This window comes from Mycetocola sp. BIGb0189 (assembly GCF_024810155.1).
GTDB lineage: Bacteria > Actinomycetota > Actinomycetes > Actinomycetales > Microbacteriaceae > Mycetocola > Mycetocola lacteus.
The window spans coordinates 84,699-109,696 of record NZ_JANUED010000009.1; the positions used below are offsets into that span (position 1 = coordinate 84,699).

Annotated in this window: 10 protein-coding genes and 1 riboswitch; of the genes, 1 reads left to right on the forward strand and 9 read right to left on the reverse strand. The window is 65.9% G+C overall.

Annotated elements, in window-relative coordinates; all coding sequences use genetic code 11:
• Nucleotides 1-196: 196 nt before the first annotated feature.
• On the reverse strand, nucleotides 197-835 hold the full coding sequence (locus M2390_RS14155) for a spermidine/putrescine ABC transporter substrate-binding protein (protein ID WP_259179648.1): 639 nt from the start codon (nucleotides 833-835) through the stop codon (nucleotides 197-199).
• Between the two features lie 286 nt (nucleotides 836-1,121).
• Between M2390_RS14155 and M2390_RS14160 the strand changes: the two genes are divergently transcribed.
• Nucleotides 1,122-6,218, forward strand: a complete 5,097-nt coding sequence (locus tag M2390_RS14160; protein WP_259179649.1) for an SdrD B-like domain-containing protein — start codon at nucleotides 1,122-1,124, stop codon at nucleotides 6,216-6,218.
• Nucleotides 6,219-6,305: 87 nt separating this feature from the next.
• Here M2390_RS14160 and M2390_RS14165 read toward each other — a convergent pair whose 3' ends face one another.
• From M2390_RS14165 to M2390_RS14200, 8 genes are all read right to left on the reverse strand, one after another.
• On the reverse strand, nucleotides 6,306-7,064 hold the full coding sequence (locus M2390_RS14165) for an MgtC/SapB family protein (RefSeq protein WP_187977418.1): 759 nt from the start codon (nucleotides 7,062-7,064) through the stop codon (nucleotides 6,306-6,308).
• 119 nt (nucleotides 7,065-7,183) lie between these two features.
• Nucleotides 7,184-9,934 (reverse strand): magnesium-translocating P-type ATPase, encoded by a 2,751-nt coding sequence (mgtA, locus tag M2390_RS14170; protein ID WP_259179652.1) that lies wholly within the window; start codon nucleotides 9,932-9,934, stop codon nucleotides 7,184-7,186.
• A 296-nt stretch (nucleotides 9,935-10,230) separates the two neighbouring features.
• Nucleotides 10,231-10,398, reverse strand: a riboswitch (M-box (ykoK) riboswitch).
• Nucleotides 10,399-10,459: 61 nt separating this feature from the next.
• A complete protein-coding gene (locus M2390_RS14175; RefSeq protein WP_259179654.1) occupies nucleotides 10,460-10,969 on the reverse strand; it encodes a GAP family protein in 510 nt (169 codons plus the stop codon).
• A gap of 9 nt (nucleotides 10,970-10,978) precedes the next feature.
• Nucleotides 10,979-12,550, reverse strand: a complete 1,572-nt coding sequence (locus tag M2390_RS14180) for a hypothetical protein (protein ID WP_259179656.1) — start codon at nucleotides 12,548-12,550, stop codon at nucleotides 10,979-10,981.
• Nucleotides 12,551-12,684: 134 nt separating this feature from the next.
• Nucleotides 12,685-13,515: a hypothetical protein gene (locus M2390_RS14185; protein ID WP_259179658.1), complete on the reverse strand. Its 831-nt coding sequence runs from the start codon at nucleotides 13,513-13,515 to the stop codon at nucleotides 12,685-12,687.
• A 145-nt stretch (nucleotides 13,516-13,660) separates the two neighbouring features.
• On the reverse strand, nucleotides 13,661-14,425 hold the full coding sequence (locus tag M2390_RS14190) for a hypothetical protein (protein ID WP_259179659.1): 765 nt from the start codon (nucleotides 14,423-14,425) through the stop codon (nucleotides 13,661-13,663).
• Nucleotides 14,426-14,622: 197 nt separating this feature from the next.
• The gene (locus tag M2390_RS14195) at nucleotides 14,623-19,743 is read right to left on the reverse strand and encodes an SdrD B-like domain-containing protein (protein WP_259179660.1); all 5,121 of its coding nucleotides are present in this window, start codon (nucleotides 19,741-19,743) and stop codon (nucleotides 14,623-14,625) included.
• Between the two features lie 224 nt (nucleotides 19,744-19,967).
• Nucleotides 19,968-24,968 (reverse strand): SdrD B-like domain-containing protein, encoded by a 5,001-nt coding sequence (locus M2390_RS14200; RefSeq protein WP_259179661.1) that lies wholly within the window; start codon nucleotides 24,966-24,968, stop codon nucleotides 19,968-19,970.
• Between the last annotated feature and the right edge of the window lie 30 nt (nucleotides 24,969-24,998).

Sequence of the window (24,998 nt, forward strand, 5' to 3'; positions counted from 1 at the left end):
TGTGTGACATGACGACGTAAATTCCCTCAAAATCCGGGGATTTTTTCGAGCAGGCACGCCAAAACGCACACCCACCAATCTTATGCCCTCCGAAGGCTGCGGTCAAACGGGGTTTCGCGCGTAATTCCGCCCGAACACCCGCCACCATGCGACAGGGGACACGCCCGAGTTGTCCGGACCGCCTCCGCGGATACGGTCAGCCCGAGAGCGGAGGGAAATCAAGCTCACGCTGAAGGTCCGCCAGGAGCGCCTGGATCTGAGGCTCTACATAACGGGCAAGCACCCCACGGATCTCCTGGCGATGACCCTCGAGAACACGGGAGATCAGCGCGGTTGCGTGCTGCCCGCACTCATCGGCCAGGCGGATCTCGGTGCGCAGGGCGGCCTTAGCCTCCTCGCTCAACGGAGGAGGCGCGGGCATGTCGCGGGCACTCTGGCGGGCGAGGCCCTCGATCGTGAAGAGAAAGGGTGCGCCCGGTTCGGGCTCGGGATCCAGCGGCAGACCTTCAAACTCGGGATCCAGGCCCTCCTGCGGCCGATAGGCAACCCGGGCGCGATCCTCGGCGTGGCTCAGCTCGGCGGAGAGGGTGGGCAGGTTGCGATCCGTATACGATGCCACCTCGGCATCGGTGATGCGTTTCAACCGCGTGGCGAGCGCATGTCCCACCGCGTGGGGCACGTCGGCATCGAGCCCGGCCTGCCGCAGCAGCGGGGAGCCGAGGCACAGGCGACACGGCCGGGTGCGCGCACGCGAATCCCCGGGCTGCCAGCGCGGAACCCAGCGACCCCAGGAGCGCACGGCGGCGGCCACCCGGTCCTCCAGCGTCCGATCCATACGGCGAGCGTAACCCGCGTTCGCTCGCGACACCAGGGGGTTCGAACATCCGATTCACCGCCCCTACACCAGCCGACCTGATTACTTTCCGGAAAATTGGCTCGTCGCTCCCCCGATTCCGCCATCCCGCCACCGTTTTAGCGACAGCATCCACGCGCCGCACACCCGGTCAATCCGGACTTCGGGAAAACCCTGATCAATTGCCCATTTGTTATCTACGAACGGCCGTCATACAATCCGCGCCAACCCCTATTTCGGGGGACGGAAAATTGTTATTTTTTCCCGCATGACCAACCCCATAAATCTCCACACTGATGACCCCTCGCCGGGTTTGCGTAAACGCACACCCCGCCTCCTCGCCGCAACACTCTCGACCCTCCTCGCGGTCGGCAGCATTATCGCCCTCGACGCCGGGGCCGCCCAGGCTGCAGGCACGCCGGCCGGCACCTTTACCGATGCCGCGCTCACGATCGATGACGATGGCACCTCTCCCGTCCCCGGGGACGACGCGATCGACGATGGCAAGGTCGCACTGCGCAATGGCGTCTCGCTGACGTGGCGGGTAAACCTGCACGAGCTTGAGAACGGCACCATGACGCAGACCCTCCCGCCGAACTGGGCCTGGGACGCCACGTCATTCAAATCCGCCGGGCTGGACAACCCCACCGGCGTCGGAGGATACACCTCCACCTACGAACTTTCCGAGGCCAACCGCACGCTGACCCTGAACCTCAGCGGCGGCAACGGGGCCAACGGTGCACTGAACGTGGTATTCCCGCGACTGCGTGCGATCGTGACCGATCGCGCCGAGCAGCCCGAGAGCAAGCGCTATACCCCGGAGCTGAGCATTACCGATGCCACCGGAACCCGGGTTGCCCCCACCACCAGCAAGGTCAAGACCCTCGACGTGGTCGCCCAGTCCCGCGCCTACATCGTGATGGACTACAACGGTGCCGTGAGCGGTGCCGGTGGTTCGGACGCCGAATTTGATTTCGGTAACGGTCCCGAAAAGGCGCTGCGTAACCACCTGGCATTCCGCGTCGTCGGAGCGACCGGGCTGGGCGATCGCCCGCTTCAGATGGGTGACAACCTCAACATCACCACCCCGCTCACCCTCTCGATTGACGGTCAGCCCTGGAACGGACCGTTCGGATTCGATAAGTATCTGGACGAGAACGGCACCTCAACCACCACGGTGTCCGGCAGCAATCCGCGCACCATGAACATTCGCCTCGATGCCGCCGGGAAAAGCATCAACCGCTTCGATATCCACACCTACGTGTATATCCCGCGCCGCCTGGCCCCGAACCTCAACGACAAGGATCAGAAGCCGCTGCTCCTCACCGTGGCGCCCACCGCAACGGGCACCTGGAAAGACGCGGCCGGCAACACCATCACCGACATCACCGGTGTGGGTTCCACCAAGCGATCGGTGCAGTTCTTCCACACCGACGGACGTCCCGGTGGGGACGAGAGTGTCGCCCAGGACTGGGCTCACGACCTGTTCTCCCCCGATGGCAGCCAGGCTCTGAACGACCTGCGCACGCTGCCGGGCCTGGACTATAAGTCCCGGACCTCCTACCGCCCACGTGCATCGCGTCCCGCGGGGAGCACCGACAAGTGGCAGGCCTCGGCCGATAGCGCGATCAACCTCTATACGCTCTGGAATCCCGCGGACACCGAGTTCCGCGATCCCGCAAAAATCCAGGTGAACACCGCCCTCGGCGACCTGGTGGAGGGCACCGACTACCGGCTCTCGTACACCACCGATGTGGTGGCCGATCCCAACCGCCCGGGAAACCCGGCGGGGCTGAGCTGGACCGAGCGTTCTGCCTATCAGGGCAAGCTCAGTGACGTGGCCGGTGTCCGGTTCGAATGGATCGGGAACAACGGCGTCTATGCCCCCGCCCAGACCGACAACTACAAGAACTTCACGATTCAGATGTTTGTGCCGTTGAAGCTCACCCGGGCGCTGGCCGAGCTGGGCAGCACCCTGGACGATGCCACCGTACGTCATGCGGGTGTGGTCAACGTGTCGACCCGCAACGCCGATGGCAGCGACAGCGTGTACTACGGCCGCAACGTCGTCCGTCAGCTCTATGTTCGCCTCGCCGACGCGTACATCACCCTGGGTGCCACCGGGTTTAACCTCGATGGGAAGCCCGCAAGCCCCGACCGACGCAACATCGTCGCCGGCGAAACCGTGCGCTATACCATCGCGCCGGCGAACCGCTACCTGGCTCAGGGCCTGAACGACACCAACGCGATCATCAAGAACGCCAAGATTGAGGTCTGTTTCCCCGAGAACACCGTGGGATACTCGGCCAAGGAGATCGATACCAAGCTCTGGAACGTTACCTACTTCCCCGAGAATAAGTGCGAGACCGTGCCCGGGATGACCTCCAATAAGGGTGGTCTGATTGTCACCCCGAAGTTTGACATGCGTGCCGATCAGCCCATCCCCGCCTTCACCGTGGATATCGAAACCTCGATCATTCCCACCAAGAACGGCGGCGGCGCGTTCCGTCTACACACCGGTTTCTGGGGTGACGGCCTGGGCCAGAATGCCAGCTACGGTTACACCGCGGCCATCGCCTACCTCGACATGTGGGGCAACGCTCCGGCGATCGCCCAGTATGAAGTGAGCAACAGCGCCCCGGTCATCGCGCCCGGGGATGAGGCGGAGTTCCGTCTCTCGTGGCTCAACTATCAGCCCGGCCCCGCGGGCGCCGCGAGCTTCATCGCCGTGCTCCCCACCAACGGCGATCAGAGTGGAACCCGGGTCAATGGACCGCTCTCGCTGTCCGATGCAACCCTCAACGCGCATGCGGGAACCGGGTCGGTACTGGAACTCACCACCGATGCAAGCATCCGTGGGACCAATCAGTCCGACGCCCCCGCCGACAAGGTCGCCTGGACACCCTATGACCAGGCAACCTCGGAACAGATCACCCAGGCCACCGCGCTGCGCGTATCGGTGGACACCCTGACCGTGGGCACCGACGGCACCGGAAGCCTCGATGTACGCCTCGATGCCCCGCAGTCTCGTGCCGGTGACAGCATTCGCCTCGGCGCAAACGGGGTCACCAACCTCGGCAATGCGGCGTTTGAGACCAAGCTCGCCGGAGGTACCCCGAGCGAGGTAAAGGTCGCCGACACCGGCATCACCGGAAGCGTCTGGAACGACCAGAACGGCGACGGAACGCGCACCGCCGGAGAGCCCGGCCTCGCCGATGTCCGGGTAAACCTGCTGGATGCCACGGGTGCCCCGATCCTCGGTGCCGACGGAACGCCACGCACGGTGCAGACCGATGCCAACGGTTCCTACCGGGTCACCGGCCTGGCAACCGCCAGCTACCGGATGGGCGTAGACACCTCGACGCTTCCCGCGGGCGAGGACTGGGCCTTCACCAGCGGCATCGGTGAGCCCATCTCCGACCCGATCCCGGTGATCATCGGAAACACCGTGGCGGATGCCGATTTCGGCTTCCAGTCGCAGACTCCGACGCTCTCCTTCACCAAGTCGGGTGCGGCTCCGGCCACCATCGCCGCGGGGAACCCGATCGAGTACACCTTCACCCTGACCAACACCGGCTCGGTCGACGTTTCTCAGGTGACCATCGATGATGCGCTCCCGGGTGTCAGCGCCCCGCGCGTCGAGGCCTGGCCGGATCCGGCCAGACCGGGAACCATCCCGGTGGGAGCCTCCCTCTCGGCGAGTGCCACCTACCCGATCACCCAGGCCGATATCGATGCCGGATCGGTGCTCAACACCGCCGTCGCCTCGGGCACCAGCCCCGGGGGAAAGAACGTCACCGAGAAGGCCTCGGCCACGGTTCTGCTCTCGGGTACCTCGGCGCTGGGGATGACCCTGCGCGGTTCGGTTGCCGCGGGCGATCAGAAGCCCGGAGACGCGGTCTCGTATGGCTACGCGGTCACCAACAACGGCAATCAGACGCTGACGGATCTCGACATCGCCTCGGAGCTGCCCGGAATCTCGGCCATCACGCCGGGAACCTGGCCCGGTAAGACGGGCGTGCTGGCCCCGGGAGAAACGGTCACCGCGACCGCGACCCTGGCGCTGACTCAGCAGCAGATCGATGCGGGTATCGTGACCAACGCCAGCTCGGCAACGGCCAAGAACCCGGCCGGAACCACGGTTCGGGCCGCCGCCTCGGTGGATGTGGCCCTGTCCTCAACCGGTGCCCTCGACATCACCGCCGCCGGCAGCGTTCCCTCGGGAGTCGCCGCCGCAGGTGAGGATGTGGAGTACAAGGTTGCGTTCACCAACACCGGTGGCAACACGCTGACCGGCGTGGTTCTGGACCCGGCATCGTCCTGGGCTTCGGTTCCGCACACCATCACCTGGCCCACCCCGGCCAGCCCCGGTGTGCTGAAGCCCGGCGAGCAGGCCACGGTCACCTTCGTCACACAGCTGACGCAGAAGCAGGTGGATGCGGGCTCGCTGACCTCCGATCCGTTCACCGTGACCGGTACCGACCCGCGCGGCACCGAGCGGACCGCAACCACCACGGCCACCATCGTGCTCACCCCGGTGACCACGGTTGATCTGGCCGCAACCGGCACCCTTGAGGGTGACCCGGCGGAGGGCAGCACCGCGGCCTATGACACCGTCATCACCAACACCGGTGCCACCACGCTCACCGAAACCGAGCTGACCTCGGATCTCACCGGTCTCGGTGACTTCGAGTTCGACAACACGGCGGACCCGGCCTCGGCCGGAGTCCTGGCCCCGGGTGCCTCGGTGAATGCGCGGGCAAGGATCGCGCTGACCCAGGATCACGTGGATGCGGGCAAGATCGTCAACACCATCACGGCTCGCTCGAAAACCGCGGGCAAGGCCACGGCGGAGTCCTCCGCCAGCGTGACCCTGCTGCTTCCCGCACAGCGGACCGTGGTCTTTGCCAAGACCGCGACGCTCTCGTCCGATGGGTCGAAGATCAACTACGCGTTCACGCTGAAGAACACCGGAAACGTGACGCTGAAGAAGGTCACCGTGAGTGACCCGATGACCGCGCTGGGTACGCTCAGCTACGTCTGGCCGGGAACCGCGGGCACGCTGCTGCCGGGTCAGACCGTCACCGCCACCGCCGCCTATTCGATCACCGATGCCAACCGTGGCACCACCGTGGTCAATGTGGCGACGGCATCGGGGACCGACCCGACCGGGACCGCGCTCTCGGCCAAGGCCACGGCCACGCTCGCGGTAGCGAAGCTCCCCAAGGACCCGGGCGGCATCCTGTCGCTCACCGGTGCCGGCGGAGTCCCGCTGTTCTCGGCGGTGCTGAGTGTGTTCCTATTGGCGGGTGCCGGACTCCTGTTCTGGAATAGGCGTCGTCGCACCGGAACCACCCTCGGCTAGTCCGAACGGTTCGCGGTAACCACCACGCGGGGTGTGTCCTGAGGACACACCCCGCGTGTGTTTTCCCGGTCGTGACGGGGCGCACGCCTAATCGGTCTCGGCCATCTCCTCGGCGCTCCAGCGCACGGCGGTCACCGCGGGTGTACGGATTACCTCGGCGATGGCCTCCTCGATTTCGCGGTCGTTGCGCTCATCCGAGCGGATCATCGCGGTGATGCGCACCCCCTTGTCATCGGGCAGGTCCAGCGCGTCGATCGAGAGCACGGTGAACTCCGGACGGTGAACCGCATCGAACACGAGCGAGCGCACCGCGCCCTCGGCATCCACCGGGCAGTACACCTCGAACCGGTACTCGGCGGCCGGGTGCTCGCGGCCCTCCTCGCCGCGGCGACGATCGAGGGCACGCCCGAGCGGACGCAGCAGGGTGTTGGCCAGCATGATCGCCGCCGCTCCCCCGAGCGCCACCAGGTAGAGCCCGCCCCCGGCGAGCGCGCCCACCGCCGCCGAGGCCCAGAGGGTCGCCGCGGTGTTGAGCCCGGAGATCGTGGCCCCCTGCTTCATGATCACGCCGGCACCGAGGAAACCGATGCCCGAGACGATCTGGGCGGCCACCCGGGTGGGATCGGCATCGGGGCCGTTGAAGCTAAACGCCCCCATCACCACAAACAGGGCGGCTCCGAGGCTCACCAGGGCGTTGGTGCGCACCCCGGCGGTGCGGGCACGCCACTGCCGTTCGAAGCCGATGGCCGCACCGAGGAACGCGCCGATCCCCACGCGCAGGGCCAGATCGACCGGCGAACCGGACACGATGCCAAAGAATTCTGGGGTCAGGGTGGTGATGGTCATGAGGGTCTCCGATCGAGGCGGACGCGGGGTGACCGCGCCAGGAAGCATAGGTGCGGCCGGTGTCGCGTGGGTAAACACGCGGCACCGGCCGACAGGGGTTTTAGGAAGGAATCTGCCGGTTAGATCCAGGAGTTGAAGCGAGCGATGAAGCGGCGCTTGGCCAGCTGTACCACCACGCAGTAGGCGGCCAGGGTGGCGATCAGCCAGGGGAAGTAGGTCCAGGGCAGCGGCACCAGGCCGAGGCTCTGGCCCCATCCGATGAAGGGCAAGACCAGACCAAAGGCACACACGGCGCCGGTGGCCAGCAGCACCGAGAGGCTGGCCCGCGACTGGATGAAGGGGAGCTTCCGGGTACGCAGCAGGTGCACGATCAGGGTCTGCGAGATGATCGACTCGATGAACCAGCCGGACTGGAACAGGGCGGCGTGCTCGGGGGTGTTCGCGGCGAAGACAAACCACATCAGGGCGAACGTGGTGATGTCAAAGATCGAGGACAGCGGTCCGATCCGAATCATGAACCGGCTGAGGCTCTTGCTCTCCCAGGCGCGGGGCTTCTTCAGGTCCTCGGGGTCCACCTTGTCCCAGGGCAGGGTGAGCATCGAGAGGTCGTAGGTGAGGTTCTGCACCAGCACCACGATCGGGATCATCGGGATAAACGGCAGCAGGGCGCTGGCCACCAGGACCGAGAACATGTTGCCGAAGTTGGAGGAGGCGGTCATCGAGATGTACTTCATCGTGTTGATGAAGGTGCGGCGGCCCTCGATCATGCCCTGCTCAAGCACGGTGAGGTCCTTTTCCAGCAGGATGATGTCGGCCGATTCCTTGGCGATGTCCACCGCGGTGTCCACCGAGATACCCACATCCGCGGTGCGCAGGGCGGGGGCATCGTTGATGCCGTCGCCCAGGAAGCCCACCGTGTGTCCGTGGGTGCGCATCGCCTCGACGATGCGGGCCTTCTGGGTCGGGGTGATCTTGGCAAAGATGGTGGTGGTTTCGGCGAGCTCACCCAACTCCACCAGGGTCAGGTTCTCGATCTCGGGTCCGGTCACGATGGTGCCCACATCCAGCCCCACCTCACGGCCCACGGTTGCGGCCACCAGTGCGTTGTCGCCGGTGATGACCTTGACCGTGGTGCCGTGAGCCTGGATCTGACGGATCGCCTCGGCCGCGCTGGCCTTGGGCGGGTCGAGGAACGCGAGGAACCCAACCAGGGTCATGTTCTGCTCATCGGCCAGGGTGTACTCGGTCTCATCACCCTCGGGACCCACCTCGTCGATGGTCTTGATCGCGACGGCGAGCACCCGCAGCCCCAGCGCGTTCTGCTCGGCGACCAGGTCCTCGAGCTCCATCAGCCGCATGGCCGACAGCGGACGCTGCTCCATGCCGTGCAGCTCGGTGGTGCAGAGGCCCATGACCTCCTCGACCGCACCCTTGGTGATGATGGTGTGGGTGAACCCGTCCCCGACCACCACGGACATCCGGCGGCGCACAAAGTCGAAGGGCATCTCGTCGACGTAGGTGTACTCGGCGGTGATCCGGTCCAGCTCGTCCTCGCCGGCGGCGGTCAGTACCGCGCCGTCCAGGAGGTTGCGCAGACCGGTCTGGAAGTGGGCGTTGATCGCGCCGTAGCCGAGGGTCGACTCGCTGCTGCGGCCGTCCACGTCCAGGTGACGCTCAAGCACGATCCGGTCCTCGGTCAGGGTGCCGGTCTTGTCGGTGGCCAGGATGTCCATCGCCCCGAGGTTCTGGATCGAGTTCAGACGCTTGACGATCACCTTGTGCTTCGCCATGTGCTGGGCACCCTTGGCGAGGTTGGCGGTTACGATCAGCGGGAGCATCTCGGGGGTGAGGCCCACGGCGGTGGTCACACCAAAGAGCAGTGCGGTGGTCCAGTCCTTGGTCAGACCGTTGATGATGAACACCACCGGGACCATGATCAGCATGAAGCGGATCAGGGTGAAGGATACCCGGCGGATACCCACATCAAACGCGGTCTCCGGTCGGGCTCCCACCAGGGTGCGGGCCATCGTGCCGAAGTAGGAGTTGTCGCCGGTTCCGATGACGATTGCGGTACCCGAGCCGGATACCACCGAGGTACCCATGAACCCCAGGTTCGGGGCATCCAGGATGTCCGCGATCTGCACCTTCCGGGCGGCCTCGATGGTCTTCTCGGCGGGCAGCGCCTCACCGGTCAGCATGGCCTGGTTGAGCTGCAGGTCCTTGGTGCGCAGGAAGCGCACATCGGCGGGCAGCATGTCGCCGGCGGCGAACTGCAGCACGTCACCGGGAACCACGTCGGTGATCGGCAGCTCGCGGGTCACCGCGGTCCCGTCCACCAGGCGGGTCACCGCGGTGGTGGTGCGCACCATGGCGGAGAGCTTCTGTGCGGACTTGGCCGAGCGGTACTCCTGCCAGAAGCGCAGCACCGCCGAGACCAGCACCATGATGCTCACGGTGATCATGCCGGTGTAGTCGGGACCGTCGGCCGGGTCGGCCATCCACACATCGGTCACCCACATCACGCCCACCAGGAACAGCAGGATCAGGATGAACGGGTTGAGGAAGGTCTTCAGGAACTGGACGATCGCGGGGGCCGGCTTGTCCCGACCGATCTCGTTGGCACCGAAGCGGTCGGTACGCTCGCGCACCTGATCCGGGGTCAGGCCGTTGAGGGTGCTCTGCTGGGCGAGGATGGTGGCCTCGGCCTCGCGGTGGGTGGCCAGCAGGAGCAGTTCCTGCTGCGCGGCGCTCAGACCCTTGCCGGCGGTCTCGGTGAACCGGCGAGGGTTGCGGGTGGGACGGGTGGGCGGCGGGGTTGCCGCCTCGAAGCTCGTGGTGGCCTCATCGAAGCCGCTGGTGGGGAAACGCATGATGAATCTCTTCTCAAACCGGCGAGATCGAATCCGGGCGCGACAATTACCGCCTCAATTGGGGAGACGAATCATCAACAAACACCGGTTACGAGGGCTCGCAACGGGACATAAACTCGCCCCGATCTCGCTGAGGATCGGGACATGCGGCTACAGGGCCGGAGTATTCTCCAGGCGGCCGCGTACTGGGGTAGTCAGGTACGAACGACTATGGTCCGCGCTCATCGCGGTCACCTCCTTCACATATGCACACACTCCCACGCGCGTGAAGGCATGAAGCTTTAGGGGGCTTCGGTGCGCTACCTCCACGTAAGAGCTTTGGCACTGCACGACGTATCCCTCGCGGGAAGCCACTTGGGGTTAACCCTTAATCCGGGAGAACCTGTCCTAATCTTGGGCGTCTCTCGACGTCGTCAGATCAGTGGCCTATATTCGTGCAGGAGCCTCGCCTAACGAAGTGCTGCGGGAAAAACATAGCACGACTTTGCCGACCGCGCACAACCGTTTGTGTTCCGCGCTCAGGAACTACTCGGATTCGTCGTCTTCCCAGTACCAGCGACGCGGGGTGTGGCCGCGTAGAGCCGCCGCCGAAAGGGGCAGCAGGGCCAGGATGATCGCGCTGGCGATCGCCGCCGCGGTCCACGGGTAGGGCCTGAGGAGGGTGTGGACAAGGGCCGAAGTAAACTCATCCAGACCGTTCCACACCAGGGCGATCACCAGGCTCGCGGTATACCCGGCCAGCACCGCCAGTCCGATCCAGAACGCGCTGAGGATTCGGGTCGCCCAACTCTGTGCGTGAGCGTCCCGGCGGCCCGCACGGTCGAGAGCCCGGAGGGCACCGAGTGCAAACAGCACCCCGGTCACCACAATCGCGATCGGTCCCGGAAGGGTGCCGAGCGCGGGTTCGTCGACAACCTCGGTGTCGGTGAACAGGCTCACCATCCCAAACCCCGCGATCACCCCGGCCAGGTACACCAGCGTGGCCGCGGCCGCATAACCGAGAGCGCGAGCGAGGGAGGGGCGAGGGGTGGTCATCCGGACCGGCTAGCTAGCCAGCTGTGGGCCCGCGTCGATCTGGCGCTCGTACTCGGCCAGTTCCTCCTGGTTCCGCAGGGTCAGGCGACGGCCACGAGCCGACACCCACAGGCCGAACCACACCGGAACCTCACGTCCGACGATAAACGCGATCAGGGTCGGGACGCTGAAGGTGCGCTCGATCAGCGCGGCACCCAGGTCCTCGGGGAAGATCGTGTAGGCGTCGGCGAGCAGCAGCCCGCCCACGGTCCCCGCGGCCGCGAACAAGCCCACCAGCAGGCCCCCGAGGACGTGCGTCCACCAGGGACCGCGATTGATAATCGCCGCCATCAAGACCGTACCGAGGAAGAAGAATGCGGTCGCGCCCCAGAACCAGGCGGCCGAGATGAGCGGCAGCGGCTCGGTGGGCTCGTTGGAAAGCACACGCACACCATAGTTTGCGCCGAAGAATGCGGCGGCAAATACGACCGTCGCCAGGATCCCGATCAGGATGCCCGCCAGGCGGTTTCCGGCACGGCGGGGACGCTCGGGGGCCTCGACGTAGACGGCCGGGGTGGTGAGGACCGGGGCGGGGACGCTATCCGGTTCGGGCTGCGGCTCGGGCGGCAGAATGGTCGGCGCGGGTTCGGCCGCCTGCGCGGCGGATGCGGCACCCGGAAGTTCGGAGGCGTCCAGAGCCACGGTCTCGGTGCCCACCCACTCCTCATCGGCTACCGATGCGGGTGCCGTGAGGGGGACCGCACGAGACTGGCCGGCCAGTCCACGATCGGGCTGGGGTGCGGGATCGGGGACCACCCCCGAATGGCGCACCGGGGGTGCGGGATCCACCGGAGGTGCCGGGTCTACCAGCGGCAGACCCGAGGCGGCGACGGCGGGGCCAGCAGGCTCGGCCGGGGTAGCGGGCTCGGCGGGCGGGGCAGGCTCGACGGGGGCAGCTGTCTCGGGCAGAGCAACGGTCTCGGCGGTGGCGGCAGCGTCGGCAGAAGCAGTCGGCTCGGCAGGTTCAACAGGAGCAGCAACTTCGACGGGGACGGCAGCCTCGGCGGTGGCGGCCGACTCGACCGGTGCGGACTCTTCGGCAGCCAGGCTCTCGGCAGCCGCACTCTCGGCAGCTGCGCGGGCGTCGACCACGCTCTCGGGGAGCGCGGGTTCACCGGCAACGCTCTCGGCCGCAGGCAGATCGATGGCGCCCGAGGCATCCACCACGAAGGGCTCGGCGGGCTCGCCGGCAGCGTCCACGGGTCCGGCAGTGTCCACAGTTCCGGTAACAGCCACGGGTCCCGCGGCAGGCTCGCCATCGGCGGCCTCCCCCAGCGGACTCCACGCGGCCGACGGAATCGGTGCGGGTTCGGTGGGTGGTCCCGCGGTGACCGCATCCGCGGTCGTTCCGGTGATCTCCTCACCCAGGTCACGTACGGTCGCGGTCACGGTGGTGTCCTCGGCCGAGGTAGCCGTGGCGGGATCGGCGGGCTTGGTCAATGGCGGCGTCGGCTGCCCATTCGCGGGGGTCGAAAGCGGCGGTGTTACCGGCGTGGTTGCGTCAGAATCCGGCTGCTCGGCACCGGTGGTGTTCTCGGGCATGTCGATACTCCTCACTCACTGCGGGTCGTGATTTCGCGCTCGCTTGGGCATACTTTATCGCCACAACGACCACTTTGGTGGGAGCGGGGCCGGTCAGGACGCAAAATCTGGCGACCGTGACCCCCGTGCCGAAGCTATCGACCGGCGGGGAAAACGTGCTTGGCAAGCTCCGCGGTGTAGCCATCGGGGCTCAGGGCCGTCCAGTAGGTGGAGATCCAGATGCCGTTGCGCAGCAGGTGCGATTCGCCGCGGGGGCCGCCGCCGGTTCCGGTCATGCTGCGCACGCAGCGGGTCCCGGAGAACTCCGCGTAGCACTTGGCCCCGAGGCTTTCCAGCCGGGTAACCACATTGGCGGCCGAGGTTTTCCCAATCGAGGCGATCGTGGTGAGCAGTCCCCGGGAGGTGGGGTCGCCCCAACTGCATCGCAGCGACCCCGGGGTCGCCAGCAGCGGTTCCAGCAGCGAATCGGTGGTGGGCCTGTAGGCCAGACCCGCCGCGGTATTGGGGGCACCATCGGCGGCGAGCGCCGCCTTGAAGGCATCCGAGTAGAGCGCATCACAGTCGGCGGGCAGCCCCTCGGCGACCGGCGAGGTGGAGGGGGTGGCCGAGGGCACATCCGAGGGTGCGGGGGTGACCACGGGGACCGGTCCGGGAACCACCTCGGGACGGGGGCGCTCGTTCGCGCTGCCGCTGGTCGAACTGGGTGCCGACAGATTGAGCGCACCGTTATCGATCGCGATGACTCCGGCGATCATCGCGATCAGGACCAGAATCGAGGCAATGATCCCCAGCACCCAGCGCGGGCCACGAGCGCGTCGGGGCGCGGGGGTTGGCGGGACCGTGAGCGGCAGCGCGGGAATTCCGCCGGTCACCAGCGGGTCGGGGGTCTCCCCGATCGGTTCCGGGGTGATTCCGGCGCTATCGGGTCCCTGGGGTCGGGGAGGGTAAGGGGGAAGATCGCTCACGCTCGCCCTTTCAGTCGCGAAGTGGTGCCGATCGGATCGGCAGCACGGTGTACACCCAGTCTGCCATGTTCGCCTCGCTGTCGTGCTCGGGGCGCGGGGTACCGCGGCTCATATCGAGGCGGTACACAGGAAGCCGGTCCGGCCGCTAGGGCCACAGGGTGTGCACGATGTCCGGGGTGTACCCGTTCATCTCGACGGTGCTCCAGTGGGTGGCGATCCAGGCGTTATCCCGGAAGAAGTGGTTCTCGCCGGCCTGCGGGTCGCCCTCGGCCCAGTCCTCGATGCCCGGGCCCACGTGCACCAGGGTGCACAGCGTACCGTCGTCCTTTTCTTCGCAGGTTGCCCCGCGAGCAACCAGCGTGGCCTCGATGTTCTGGGCGGCGGCGGGGTCAATCAGCGTGACGTTGGTGTTGATACCCAGCTCGCTGGGCAGCCCCCAGGAGCAGTGCAAACCGGGGTTGGCGCGCAGCAGGGTATCGAGTTCGGGGATTGCGGTGCCGGTCTCGTCGGCCAGCGAGGGATCGTTCAGCGGCAGTTGAAGAGCCCGCAGCGAGGCGAACATCGGCCCCGAATAGATGGCCGAGCAGTCGGTGGGCAGCTCGAGCGTGGGAACCGTGGGGCTCGGACTCGATGAGACGACCGGAGAGGGGGACGCGCTCGGGGTTTCCGAGGCCGTGGGCGAGGATGAGGAGGGAGGAGAGGCCGAGGCCGTGGCGGATGCGGACGCATCGGCATGGCCCGCGGGTGCGGCCCGAACCACCAGGGCCCACACGACCAACGCGATAACCACCAGGGCACCCACCGCGGCCACGATGATCCAGGTGGTGCGCTTCGAGTCTCGGGTGGGCTCGACGACCTGCCCGGCATCCTCGGGGGTTAACGGGTCGGTTCCCGGACCGGGTTCGGTCATCCTGGTTCCTCCCATGGCACAGTCATCCGGCGCAAATACGCCCGTTCTAGAATAAGCGCATTGCGCGAGCTCCCCGTGTGATTTGGGTGGGGAATCACCACTTTGTTACCGAGTTGCGATCGACCCTGGCTCCACGCCAAACACCGCCGGGGTGGATCATCACGATCCACCCCGGCGGTGTTCAGTACGGCGTCTCGCTAGGCGTTACGCTCGCGCTTACGGTTCCAGAGGATGAGCGCGGCACCGGCCAGGAGCAGCAGCAGAACCAGCGTGGCAAACAGCCCCGCGCCCTCGGCACCGGTAAGCGAGAGGATCCCGGGGGGATCTGCCAGCTTCGGAACATCCGTCTGGGCGGTGGCCGAGGCCTCCACCGGGTCGCCGGCGGGATCAACACCGGTCACCGAGGCAAGGTTGGTCACGGTGGTCCCGTGATCCGCCTCGGTGGTGGCGTAGGCTGCGGTCGCGGTCGCAACCTCACCCGGGGCCAGCACACCCTCGACCCCCGGCCATACGACGGTGATCGCGCCCAGGCCCGGCATCCGATCGGCGAGGACGATCTCGGAAACGGTCACGGTTCCGATGTTGGTGATCGTGAACGCATAGTCGATTCCGGCACCGTCGCGCACCAGCTCGGCGGTCTTGACCAGGGCCAGACCCGAGGTGCCCGGCAGTGCCAGCACAACCTCGTCGGTGTCCACCGCGGTCTTACCCAGCGCGCTGGTTCCGGTGACGTTCACCGGGTTCACGATCTGGCCCGCGTCCACATGGGCCTGGGTCAGATCGATCGATGCGTGCGCGGTTACCGAGGCACCCGGAGCAAGCTCACTCGGAACGATGCCGCGGGCGGCCTTGTTCCCAAACGAGATGTCGCCCAGACCCTTGAGATCGGACAGCAGTTCGGTCTCGGTGAGTGTGGCCGCACCGGTGTTGGTGATGACCATCTCGTAGTCGGCCCGGCTGCCGGCGATGGGCTCGCCCACAATCTCACCGGTTGCGGTCAGGCTAATCGCAACCACCGGGTCCAGCAGAATCTCTACCGGTGCGGAGGCGGTCACGGTCGCGGACGACGGGTCGGTACCCACCACCACGAAGTCATCGGCGATGACCTTACCCGCATCCACCTGCGCCTGAGTCAGCGCGTCGGTGAAGGCAACCGAGGCCTTCTGGCCGGGCTCCAGCACGCCGGGGGCGGCGGGGTTCGGCCAGACGATGGTGTGCGGCTTGGCCGCCCACGGCGAGGCCGGGTCCAGCTTCACATCGGTGAGCGTGGTGCCGCCACCGTTGGTGAAGGTCGCCGAGTATTCGACGCCCTCCCCCGCGGCGGAGACCCCGGAGGGAACCGTGCCGCTGGCCACAATCTGGATGCCGCTGGTTGCTCCCAGCGGAATATCCAGGCTCTGTGCCGCGGTCACATCCGCCTTGGCGGGGTTCTGCGCGGTCACCGCACTCGGGTTCGTGATGACTCCCGCGTTGATGTGTGCCTGGGTCAGCTTGGTGCTCGCGGTAGCGGTCACCGACTCACCCGGTGCCAGGGTGCCCGCGGTCTTCGGCCAGGTCCCGAAGGTGATGGTCGAGAGACCCTTGAGCTCCGAGGTCAGGGTGACACCGGTCAGGGTCTGCGAGCCGGTGTTGGTCACCGTGTACTCGTAGTTCACCGGGTCGCCGCTGGCGTTGTTGGCCGGGTCCGCGGAGTCCACGGTTCCGGTCAGAACCAGGGCGATCGCCGAGGTTCCGGGCAGCTGCACCACGGCCTGAGCCTTCTCGGTGACCGACTTACCCTCGGCGCTCTTACCGGTCACGGTGGCGTCGTTGGTGACACTGCCGCGGTCGATATCCGCCTGGGTCAGCGGGTAGAGTGCGGTCGCGGATACGCTCGCACCCACCGGCAGCACACCGGGGCGTGCGGCGTCGGGCCAGGCACCAAACTCGACGGCACCCAGGCCGGCGAGCTTATCGGTGATGGCCACACCCTGGAGCTCGGTTCCCCCCGAGTTGGTCACCGTGAAGGTGAAGGTGACGGGCTCACCGGCGGCGATCTTGGCGGGAGCCGTTCCCGACTTGATGAAGGTGATCCCCACCGGCAGCGCCTGGAAACCAAAGTCGATATCCGCAACCTCGCCGTTCAGCACGGCCGAGATCGAGGCGGAGATCGGCTCCCCGGTACCCGAGGTGTACTTCCACTGCTCGCTTGTGGGCAGGGTCTTGACGTCTACGGCTACGCGGTAGGACCCGGCCGTGAGGCTGCCAAACGCATAGGCTCCTGCGGCATCGGTCGTGGCCAGACGCGGCTTACCCGCGCCATCCAGCACCGGGTTGCCGGCGGCGTCCACCAGGGTGAGGGTGACCGCACGCAGTCCGTCCTCACCCGCGGCACGAATGCCGTTGCCGTCGGCGTCGTTCCAGATCACGCCGGAGATGACGCTGTCCACAACACTCACCGTGCTCGGCTGTCCCTTACCCAGGGTGGCCTCGAAACCGGGGTCACCGATGTTGGTAATGCCGGTGGCGTTGAGCTTAATCTCATCGCCGGCCTGGGACTGCGGGGCGGCCATGTTAATGGTCACCGATCCCACGCCGTCCGGGCCGACGGTCAGCGTCTCGATCGAGACCCGGATCGCGGTGGCCGCGGCAATCTGCTCCGGGGTGGCATCGGCGTAGTTGATCCACTCCACTTCGCCGGCCGGAGCATCGCCGGTCTTCCCGTTACGCACGGCGGGATCCACCGAGATTTGCAGGGTCGAGCCGGTCTCGGGCTTCATGTCGAGCACGGCGCTCTCCAGGGTCAGCGGACCCGTGAGCTTGGTGCCGGCGGCATCTCCGTTATAGGGCAAAACCGCAACGAAGCTGGCCTGGCCCGAGGGACCGGGCTGGTAGTTCATCCAGTTCAGGGTGAAGGAAACGGAGTCTCCGCCACCCACCTCGGGTGCCTCATTGGTCAGCTCATAGCGGGCGATAGCCGGTGCGGTCGCAAAGCCACGCACCCAGTTCGCCACGGTGACAAAGTTCCACTCGGTGCCGTTGCGGGCAAAGCCGTCACCCCAGAAGAAGGCCATCGCGTCAAACGAGCCCTCCTGGTTCCGCGGCGGAATCATCGAGGTCTCGATGTCCACGGCGAACGAGGGCACGGGCTTGTCCACACGCAGGTCAAACTTCGGGGTCACCACGAGCTTGCCCAGACCGCTAAAGGGCTTGTTCCAGGCACCGTTCGGGGTGACACACGCCTCCGGGGAGATCGTGACGTTCCACAGGGTCTTGTCGATCGGAGCCAGATCAATCGCGTTGGCGTTGGGCGGCAGGCAGACCTCAAAACGAGCGTTCTTGACCACCTTATCGGCCTCGGTCAGGCCCACGGCGGGCCCGGAGAACTGCGGCTGCACCGTATAGCGCACCGACTCTCCGGCCAGGATTCGCTGACGGGCGGGAACCACCGGGTTCTTGTTGCCATCGATCGCGTTCACCGCTATCGGCAGGGTCGCCTCGGCGATGCGGACAAACACGTTCTGGGCACCCGAGGCGATAGCGAGCGGACCCACGGCCTCGCCCACCGGAGCGATATGGGTGTAGTTCAGTCCCTGGGACGGTGCGGCACCGGCGTTTGCCTCATCGGTGCCCTTGGGCAGTTCCTTGATGACGGTCAGCGGCACATTGAAGCGCAGAGCAAAGCGGTCACGGTCAACGTTCCCCTCGGGAGCGTACACACCACCGTTCTTGATGTACTCGACCTTGACACCGGAAACGGTATCGAGCGCGCCGGTGAAGTCCGAGCGCAGGGTCCACGTGGCGGCGTTCATGTCCTGACGCTGCATCAGCGGCCCCCAGGTCTGGGTGGTGTAGTACAGGCGGTAATCGGTGCCCTCAACAAACGTGTTGAAGGTTTCCTCGGGGAGGGCTGCCGTACGCACCTGGAATCGAATGCCAGAGGGGTCCTTAAGCGTCATCTGATCGGCGTTCCACAGGTTGTACATCGTGGTGTCGGCGAGGGGCTGGGGATAGAAGGTGGCGTCGCCCTCCTTCTGAGTGGACAGCGGCACATAGTACGACTGTGTCCTGATATCGGTACCCGGCATCACACGGGCATTGTTGTAGAGCGTCTTGAGGGTGCTGTCCCACACGTTGTAGCTGTACTGCGCACCGGCACCGCCGCCACCACCGGTGCTCTCCGAGCGGTAGTAGAACTCACCCCAGGAAGAGACACCCTGCGGGGTGGCGTCCACGATCGGGGCACCGTCCTGGGTCTTCCAGTCGCCATCCTTCACGAAGGAGTAGCGCGCCTGGATGATGTTGTCCAGGCTAGTGGTGGAGATATCCGGGGCGTTCTTCTTAGGAATACGCACCTGGTAGAGGAGGGAGAACTGCTGGGTCTGCACCTCGCTGCGATCAAACTTTACGGTGATTTTTCCGGTGGCCTGGTCGTACTTATAGTCCAGGAGACCGTAGGTGCCGCGGTCATCGGGCTGCATCGTGAAGGACACCGGACCGGTGTACGGCTTGCCGTCACGGGTCTTGAGCTCAATGGTGCCCACATACTTGTGGTTGTTCCCCAGTTCAAAGGTTGCGTCTCCGGCCTGACCCGGGTTCTGGGTCCAGATTCCACCGTTGATGCGCAGGGCATCCTCGGGTCCGGCACCAAAGTCGAAGGTCTCGTTGGCACCACCGGAATTGTTTTTCACGTTGATGACGGTCTGGACGCGGTTGCGCCAGACGACATCCAGCGATTTCACGTCGCCGCGAACCTCCGCGGTGCGCGACCCGTCCTTATCGGTCACGATCACCTCGGGGGCATACTTGATGCTCTCACCCGAGGTGGCGTTGGCCCCCACGACCGCGCGCAGCCGCGGGAACACCACGCTCATCGCGCCGGTCGAAGTACCCGTGCCCGAAACGGTGGCGGTCAGGGTACGGTTGTCATTGCTCAGCGCATAGGTGGAGGTATACCCACTCACACCCTCGGGGTTGTGCATGCCCGAGGCATTGATCGAGGCCACATCCCAGCTCCAGAGCGGGGGCAGCGTCTGGGTGATCGTGCCGTCCTTGAGCTCGTTGAGGCTCATCCGCCAGCTGAAATATGCGCTGTTGCGCACGGCCACGAGGCCGTCGGTCTTGGATTCGTCTCCGGGAACACCGGAGATACCGTCGTCGTCAATCGAGACGGAAGACTGCAGGAAGGAGCCCTCGGCCGCGTGGGCGTTGGTGGTGTCGAGCACCACCAGGCCACCGATGGCGAGGGCCGATGCGACGATCCCGGCGAGAAGCCGTGACTGCCGCCAACGAGGGCGTGTTACTTGGGCAGCGTTCGGCCCGGGCGTAAATATCGTCATAATAGTGAACGCTAATCGCGGTAATTCGATGCCGGTATATCAGTGTCGCATATTGACCGTTCAACGTTCGGTTTCGAGAGAAAAACCAGGTTAATCCGCGAATTAGCCAACGACTGTTGCAAAAATACCCGCATTTTCCGGGAACACCTGGGCCCATTCCCACACCCACACAGCACAACGCTCCCCGTGCCCAAACGGCACGGGGAGCGTTGCGATATCGGGTACTACTCGGTGACCTCACGGTCCCGGTCGCGACGACGCTTCCAGATCAGAAGCCCCGCGCCCGCCAGGATCAGCAGAATCAGCGCGATCAGGATCGGCCACACCAGGCCCGCACCGGTGAGTGCGAGTCCGCCCGGGTCGGTGATGCCGGGTGCCGCGGGCACGTCCACACTCACCGTATCGGTCGCGGTCACCGGGTCACCGTTGGGTGCCGTGGCGGTGACACTGGCCTGGTTGATCACCGCGGTGCCTCGCAGCGCATCGGTCACGGTCAGCGTGGCCTGAGCGGTCGCGGTGGCACCGGGTGCCAGCACTCCCGCCTCGGCGGGCCACACGTAGGTGATGGCTCCAAGACCCGGCAGGGCGTCGGTGATCGCCGCCCCGGCGAGGGTGACCGCGCCGGTGTTGGTGATCGTAAACGCATAGCGGATCTGGTCACCCTCGAGGGTCGCGGTCTTGGTGAGCGTGATCCCCGGGGCACCGACGAGTTCAAGCACAACCTCGTCAGTATCCGTGGCGGTTGCGCCCGAGGGGGCGGTTCCGGTGACACTCAGCGGGTTCACGATCTTGCCCGCATCCACGTGCGCCTGGGTGAGGTCGATACCGGCCCGTGCCGTCACGCTGGCACCGGGTGCCAGCGCTCCGGGCACCGCGGCGCGGGTCAGGATGGGCCCGAAGGTTATCTCTCCCAGTCCCGCCAGCGATGAGGTCAGCTCGGTGCCGGACAGCGTGGTGGCACCGGTGTTGGTGATCAGCATGCTGTACTCGGCTCGGCTGCCCGCGACCGGTTCCCCGATGATCTCGCCGGTTGCGGTGAGGCTCACCGCAACGGCGGGGCTCAGCACCAGCGAGGCCGTTCCGGTTCCGATCACCGTGGTGGCACTCGGATCGGTTCCCTCGACAACCAGGTCGTCCGCGGAGACCAGCCCCGCGTCAACCTGAGCCTGGGTCAGCGTATCGGTGATCACGATTTTGGCCGATTCCCCCACACCCAGCACGCCGGGCTTGGTGGGATCGGGCCAGACGACGGTGAAGTCCTTACCCGCCCACGGTCCGTTGGGGTCCAGCCGCACGTTCTCCAGCTGGGCGCTACCCGAGTTGGTAACGGTGAGCGTGTACTCCACGCTCTCCCCGGCCGCGGCAACCCCCGACGGGATCGCCGCACTCGCCTGCACGTCAAGCGCGGAGGCGGCAACCAGCGGAACCGTCACCGTGGCATCCGCGTTGACCGGAGTCCCGGCGGGATCGGTGGCGGCCCCGGTACCCGGGTTGACCACCTTGCCCGCGTCAAGCATGGCCTGGGTGACTACGATCGTCGTGGTGAAGCTGACGGTCTGCCCCGGTGCCAGCGTGCCCGCGGCGCTCGGCCAGAGGCCGGGCACGAAGTCCGACTGTCCGGTGAGCTTGGATGCGGGAGCCACATCGGTCAGCGTGGTGTTACCGGTGTTGGCCAGCAGGTAGGTGAAGGTTACGGTGTCCCCCACCGCCACCGGCTCGCTCGCCACGGTCCCGGTCAGGGTGAGACCCAGTCCGGCCACGCCCGAGAGCGGAACGGTGGTGCTGGCCTCGGCACGCACCACGTTACCCGTGGGGCTCGTGCCGTTTACCAGCGCATTATTGGTGACGCCACCGGCGTCCACATCGGCCTGGGTCAGCGCATAGTTGGCGGTTGCGGTGATGCTGGTCCCGGCCGGCAGAACACCGGGGGTTGCCGGGTTCGGCCAGGTTGCCACGGTAATCGCACCGACCCCCGGGAGGGCATCGGTAATCGCGACGCCGGTCAGCGCGGTTTCACCGGTGTTGGTGACCACAAACGTGAACGGGAGGTTCTCGCCGGCGGCCACGGTCGCCGGTGCCACACCGGATTTGGTGAGGGTCAGCGACGCGGGCAGCGCACGGAAACCGAAGTCGGTACCCACGCTGTCATCCCCCTTGGCGAGCGTCACCGGGTCGGAGACCGGGTCCCCGGTGCCCGAGGTGTAGGTCCAGGTCTGGTCCGCGCTCAGGGTCGAGGTGTCCACCGCAACCCGGTAGTTCCCCTCGGCGATCGAACCGAAGTAGTAGCTTCCGTCCTCGTCGGTCGCCACGGTAACCGGCGTTCCGTCCTCGGCGAGCACCGGCGACTTGTCCTCATGCAGCAGCGCAACACTCACACCGCCGAGACCAGGCTCGTCCCCAAATGATCCGTTGCCGTCGAGGTCGTGCCAGATGGTTCCCCGAATCGAGGTGTCGATCACATCGACGCGGGCGGCCTTACCGGCGGCCAGGATGACCTGGGAACCGGTGACCCCCTCGTTGACAATGCCCGAGGCGGAAGCCAGCACGGTGTCACCGTTCTTGGATTCCGGAGCGTTCAGGGTGAAGGTCATGCTCCCCACACCGCTGGCCCCCACGGGGAGCTTATCCGCGGTGAAACGCAGGCCGGTAGCCGCGGCCAGCTGTTCCGGTGTTGCGCTGGCATAGTCGATCCAGGTCACCGAATCGGCCGGCGCCGCTCCGTTATTGCCTTCTCGAATGGCCGGATCGATCGTGAGCTGGAGCTTAGATCCGGTATTCGCCGGGGCCTTCAACGAGGCCGAGGCCAGGGTCAGCGGTCCGCTGATCGAGGTGCTCGCGGCATCGCCGTTATAGGGCAGGACCGAGACAAACGCGGCCTTCCCATCGGGCCCCGGCTGGTAGTTACCCCAGGTCAGGGTGAACTCGGGGTTCACGCCCGGTGCGACTTCGGGTGCCTTTCGGTTGACGCTATACAGCGCGACCGTGGGAGCCGCGGCAAAGGCAACGGCACTTGCCGCGTTGGTCACTCCGCCCCAACCCCACTGGCTGGTGACGGTTCCGACTCCATCGGAGTGAACCGAGGCGAATCCCTCGAAGCTTCCGTTGTTGGTCGCCGGCGGGAAGACGTCGGTGACCACATCCACCTGGAAGGCGGGAATCGGCTTATCCACCCGCACATCAAACTTCGGGGTCAGGATCAGCTTGCCCGTTGAATACTTCGGGGCGGCTCCACACGGCTCGGCGGAGTACTCCACGTTCCAGAGTTCCTGGTCAAGCGGGGTCAGCGAATAGTCCACGGCGTTGGCCGGGAAACACATCTCAAACTCGACGTTTTTCAGAATCTTCTGATCCTCGGTCGCATTCGCCGGCAGTACCCGGGTCGAGGCCGTAACCGTATAACGGACTGTCTCACCGGCAAGAATATTGTTTCGGGCCGGATCCGCCGGGACACCGGCGGCATCCAGCGCGTTGACTCGTGTCACCAGATCCAGGATGGCCTGTCGTACAATCAGCCAGTGTCGCTCGCTCAGGGCGAGAGGCTCGGTGTTCGCTCCGGTTACCCAGCCCTGCATGTAGGCCATTCCACGGTCGGTGAGGTCGGTACGTACGGGCAGAGGTCGAGTGACCTTCACCGGGATACGGAGCACCATGTTGAGATCAACCACGTTCTTTTCAGGCGCAGGATCCCAGGTCCCTCCGTTAGCGAGATACTCAGCACGAACTCCGGTGACATCTTTCAGATCTCCGGTGTATTCCGAGCGCTCGATCCAGTTCATTGTCTCGGGGTTTTGCCCGGGCACCACCGACGTGTCCACGGCATCCGTGGTGTAGTAGATCCGATAGTCGGTTCCCTCGGTGAACCACTTTCCGCCGCGCCCCTGCCCCAGCTGGATCGAGCTATTATCGAGATCCAGCTCGTACTCGCCCGTCTTGGTATAGGCGTAGAGGTTCGTGTTCGTGGTGGGAACAGCCGTCCACGGCTCGGTGGTGTTCCGCGGGTGGGTGGCCTTGGGTCGGAACGTGACGCCTAGGTCTCCGCCGGCGAAACCGGGGAGCACGCTGGTGTTCCAGTCGGCAATGGTGGAGCCGATGTTGTTCCGATACGCGACCCGGCCCAGGACCGACGCAGGCTGAGTTTCGATGCCACGCACGTAGGCGAAGTCCACGGCAAGAGGCTCACCGTTGGGCTTGACGTTGATCAGGGTGTTGCCCTCGACGGTGGTCGGAGGCGTCACATAGGACACGGTGCCCTTCAGATGGATCTGCTCACCACCGGCGATCTCCAGGTCATCGGCCAGCCGAAGCGGCACAAAGTAGTCCACGACGGTGAGGTAATACCCGATATCGCGCCCATCGGAATAGTAGTTGAGCTCAAAGCTGCGATTATCCGACGAAGCGTTCTCCAGCGTCGCCTTACCCTGAGCGGCATTTGTGGCATTTGACTGCTTCAGACCCAGCGGCCCGGTATAGGGCTCACCATGGTGCATAAGGTTCACATCTACCCGCACGCGCACGTTGTCGGCCCACAGATACGGACGATCCCCGGCCGCGTTCGGCTGCGTCAGCCGAACCTCGGAGTAACGGCGAATCGCCGGCTCGAGTCCATCACCGAAGTCAAAGGTGGTCTCCTGCCCGTTCGGGCCGAGCTGCCACTGCACGGTCAGTAGGTCTGCACGCTGCTGCGAGACAACCGTGAGTTCGGTGACCGGACCGGCGATATCCGCCGTCCGCTCGCCGGCCCCATCGGTCACGGTGAGGGTGGGAACATAGGTGTTGCTACCGGGAACGTCGGCGGTCTCGGGGACCACCGCGATCAGGTTCGGGAACGAAACGGATACGGTTCCCCCCGCGTCCTCGGTGGCGGAGACGGTGGCGGTCACCGTGCGACCGTCTTCGCTGAGCACGTAGGACGAACGGTACCCGCCGGTCACGCCGGTGGAGTTCAGCCCGGATTTGTCGAGGCTTGCCGCATCCCACTTCCAGAGCGGAGGCAGGGTCTGCGTCATCACGCCGTCGGTCAGACTGGTGAACTCGGTACGCCAGCTAAACACAACGGAGTTGCGAATCGCGACGATGCCATCGGTGCGGGAGGTGTCTCCCGGGACCGCCGAGACCCCGTCGTTGTCGACGGTGATGCTGGCGGCGTCAAAGGACCCGGTCGCGGCCTGCGCGGGGGTGGCCCCGAGCACGGTAAACCCGGTGACCAGGAGGATGAGTGTGAGCAAACTCGCGAGAAGGCGCGAAAAGCCCCGGCG

What these genes read in the sequence shown, in the direction of transcription:
- M2390_RS14155 (WP_259179648.1), bottom strand. Translation starts at nt 835, where the DNA reads ATGGATCGGACGCTGGAGGACCGGGTGGCCGCCGCCGTGCGCTCCTGG.
- M2390_RS14160 (WP_259179649.1), top strand. Translation starts at nt 1,122, where the DNA reads ATGACCAACCCCATAAATCTCCACACTGATGACCCCTCGCCGGGTTTG.
- M2390_RS14165 (WP_187977418.1), bottom strand. Translation starts at nt 7,064, where the DNA reads ATGACCATCACCACCCTGACCCCAGAATTCTTTGGCATCGTGTCCGGT.
- mgtA (WP_259179652.1), bottom strand. Translation starts at nt 9,934, where the DNA reads ATGCGTTTCCCCACCAGCGGCTTCGATGAGGCCACCACGAGCTTCGAG.
- M2390_RS14175 (WP_259179654.1), bottom strand. Translation starts at nt 10,969, where the DNA reads ATGACCACCCCTCGCCCCTCCCTCGCTCGCGCTCTCGGTTATGCGGCC.
- M2390_RS14180 (WP_259179656.1), bottom strand. Translation starts at nt 12,550, where the DNA reads ATGCCCGAGAACACCACCGGTGCCGAGCAGCCGGATTCTGACGCAACC.
- M2390_RS14190 (WP_259179659.1), bottom strand. Translation starts at nt 14,425, where the DNA reads ATGACCGAACCCGGTCCGGGAACCGACCCGTTAACCCCCGAGGATGCC.
- M2390_RS14195 (WP_259179660.1), bottom strand. Translation starts at nt 19,743, where the DNA reads ATGACGATATTTACGCCCGGGCCGAACGCTGCCCAAGTAACACGCCCT.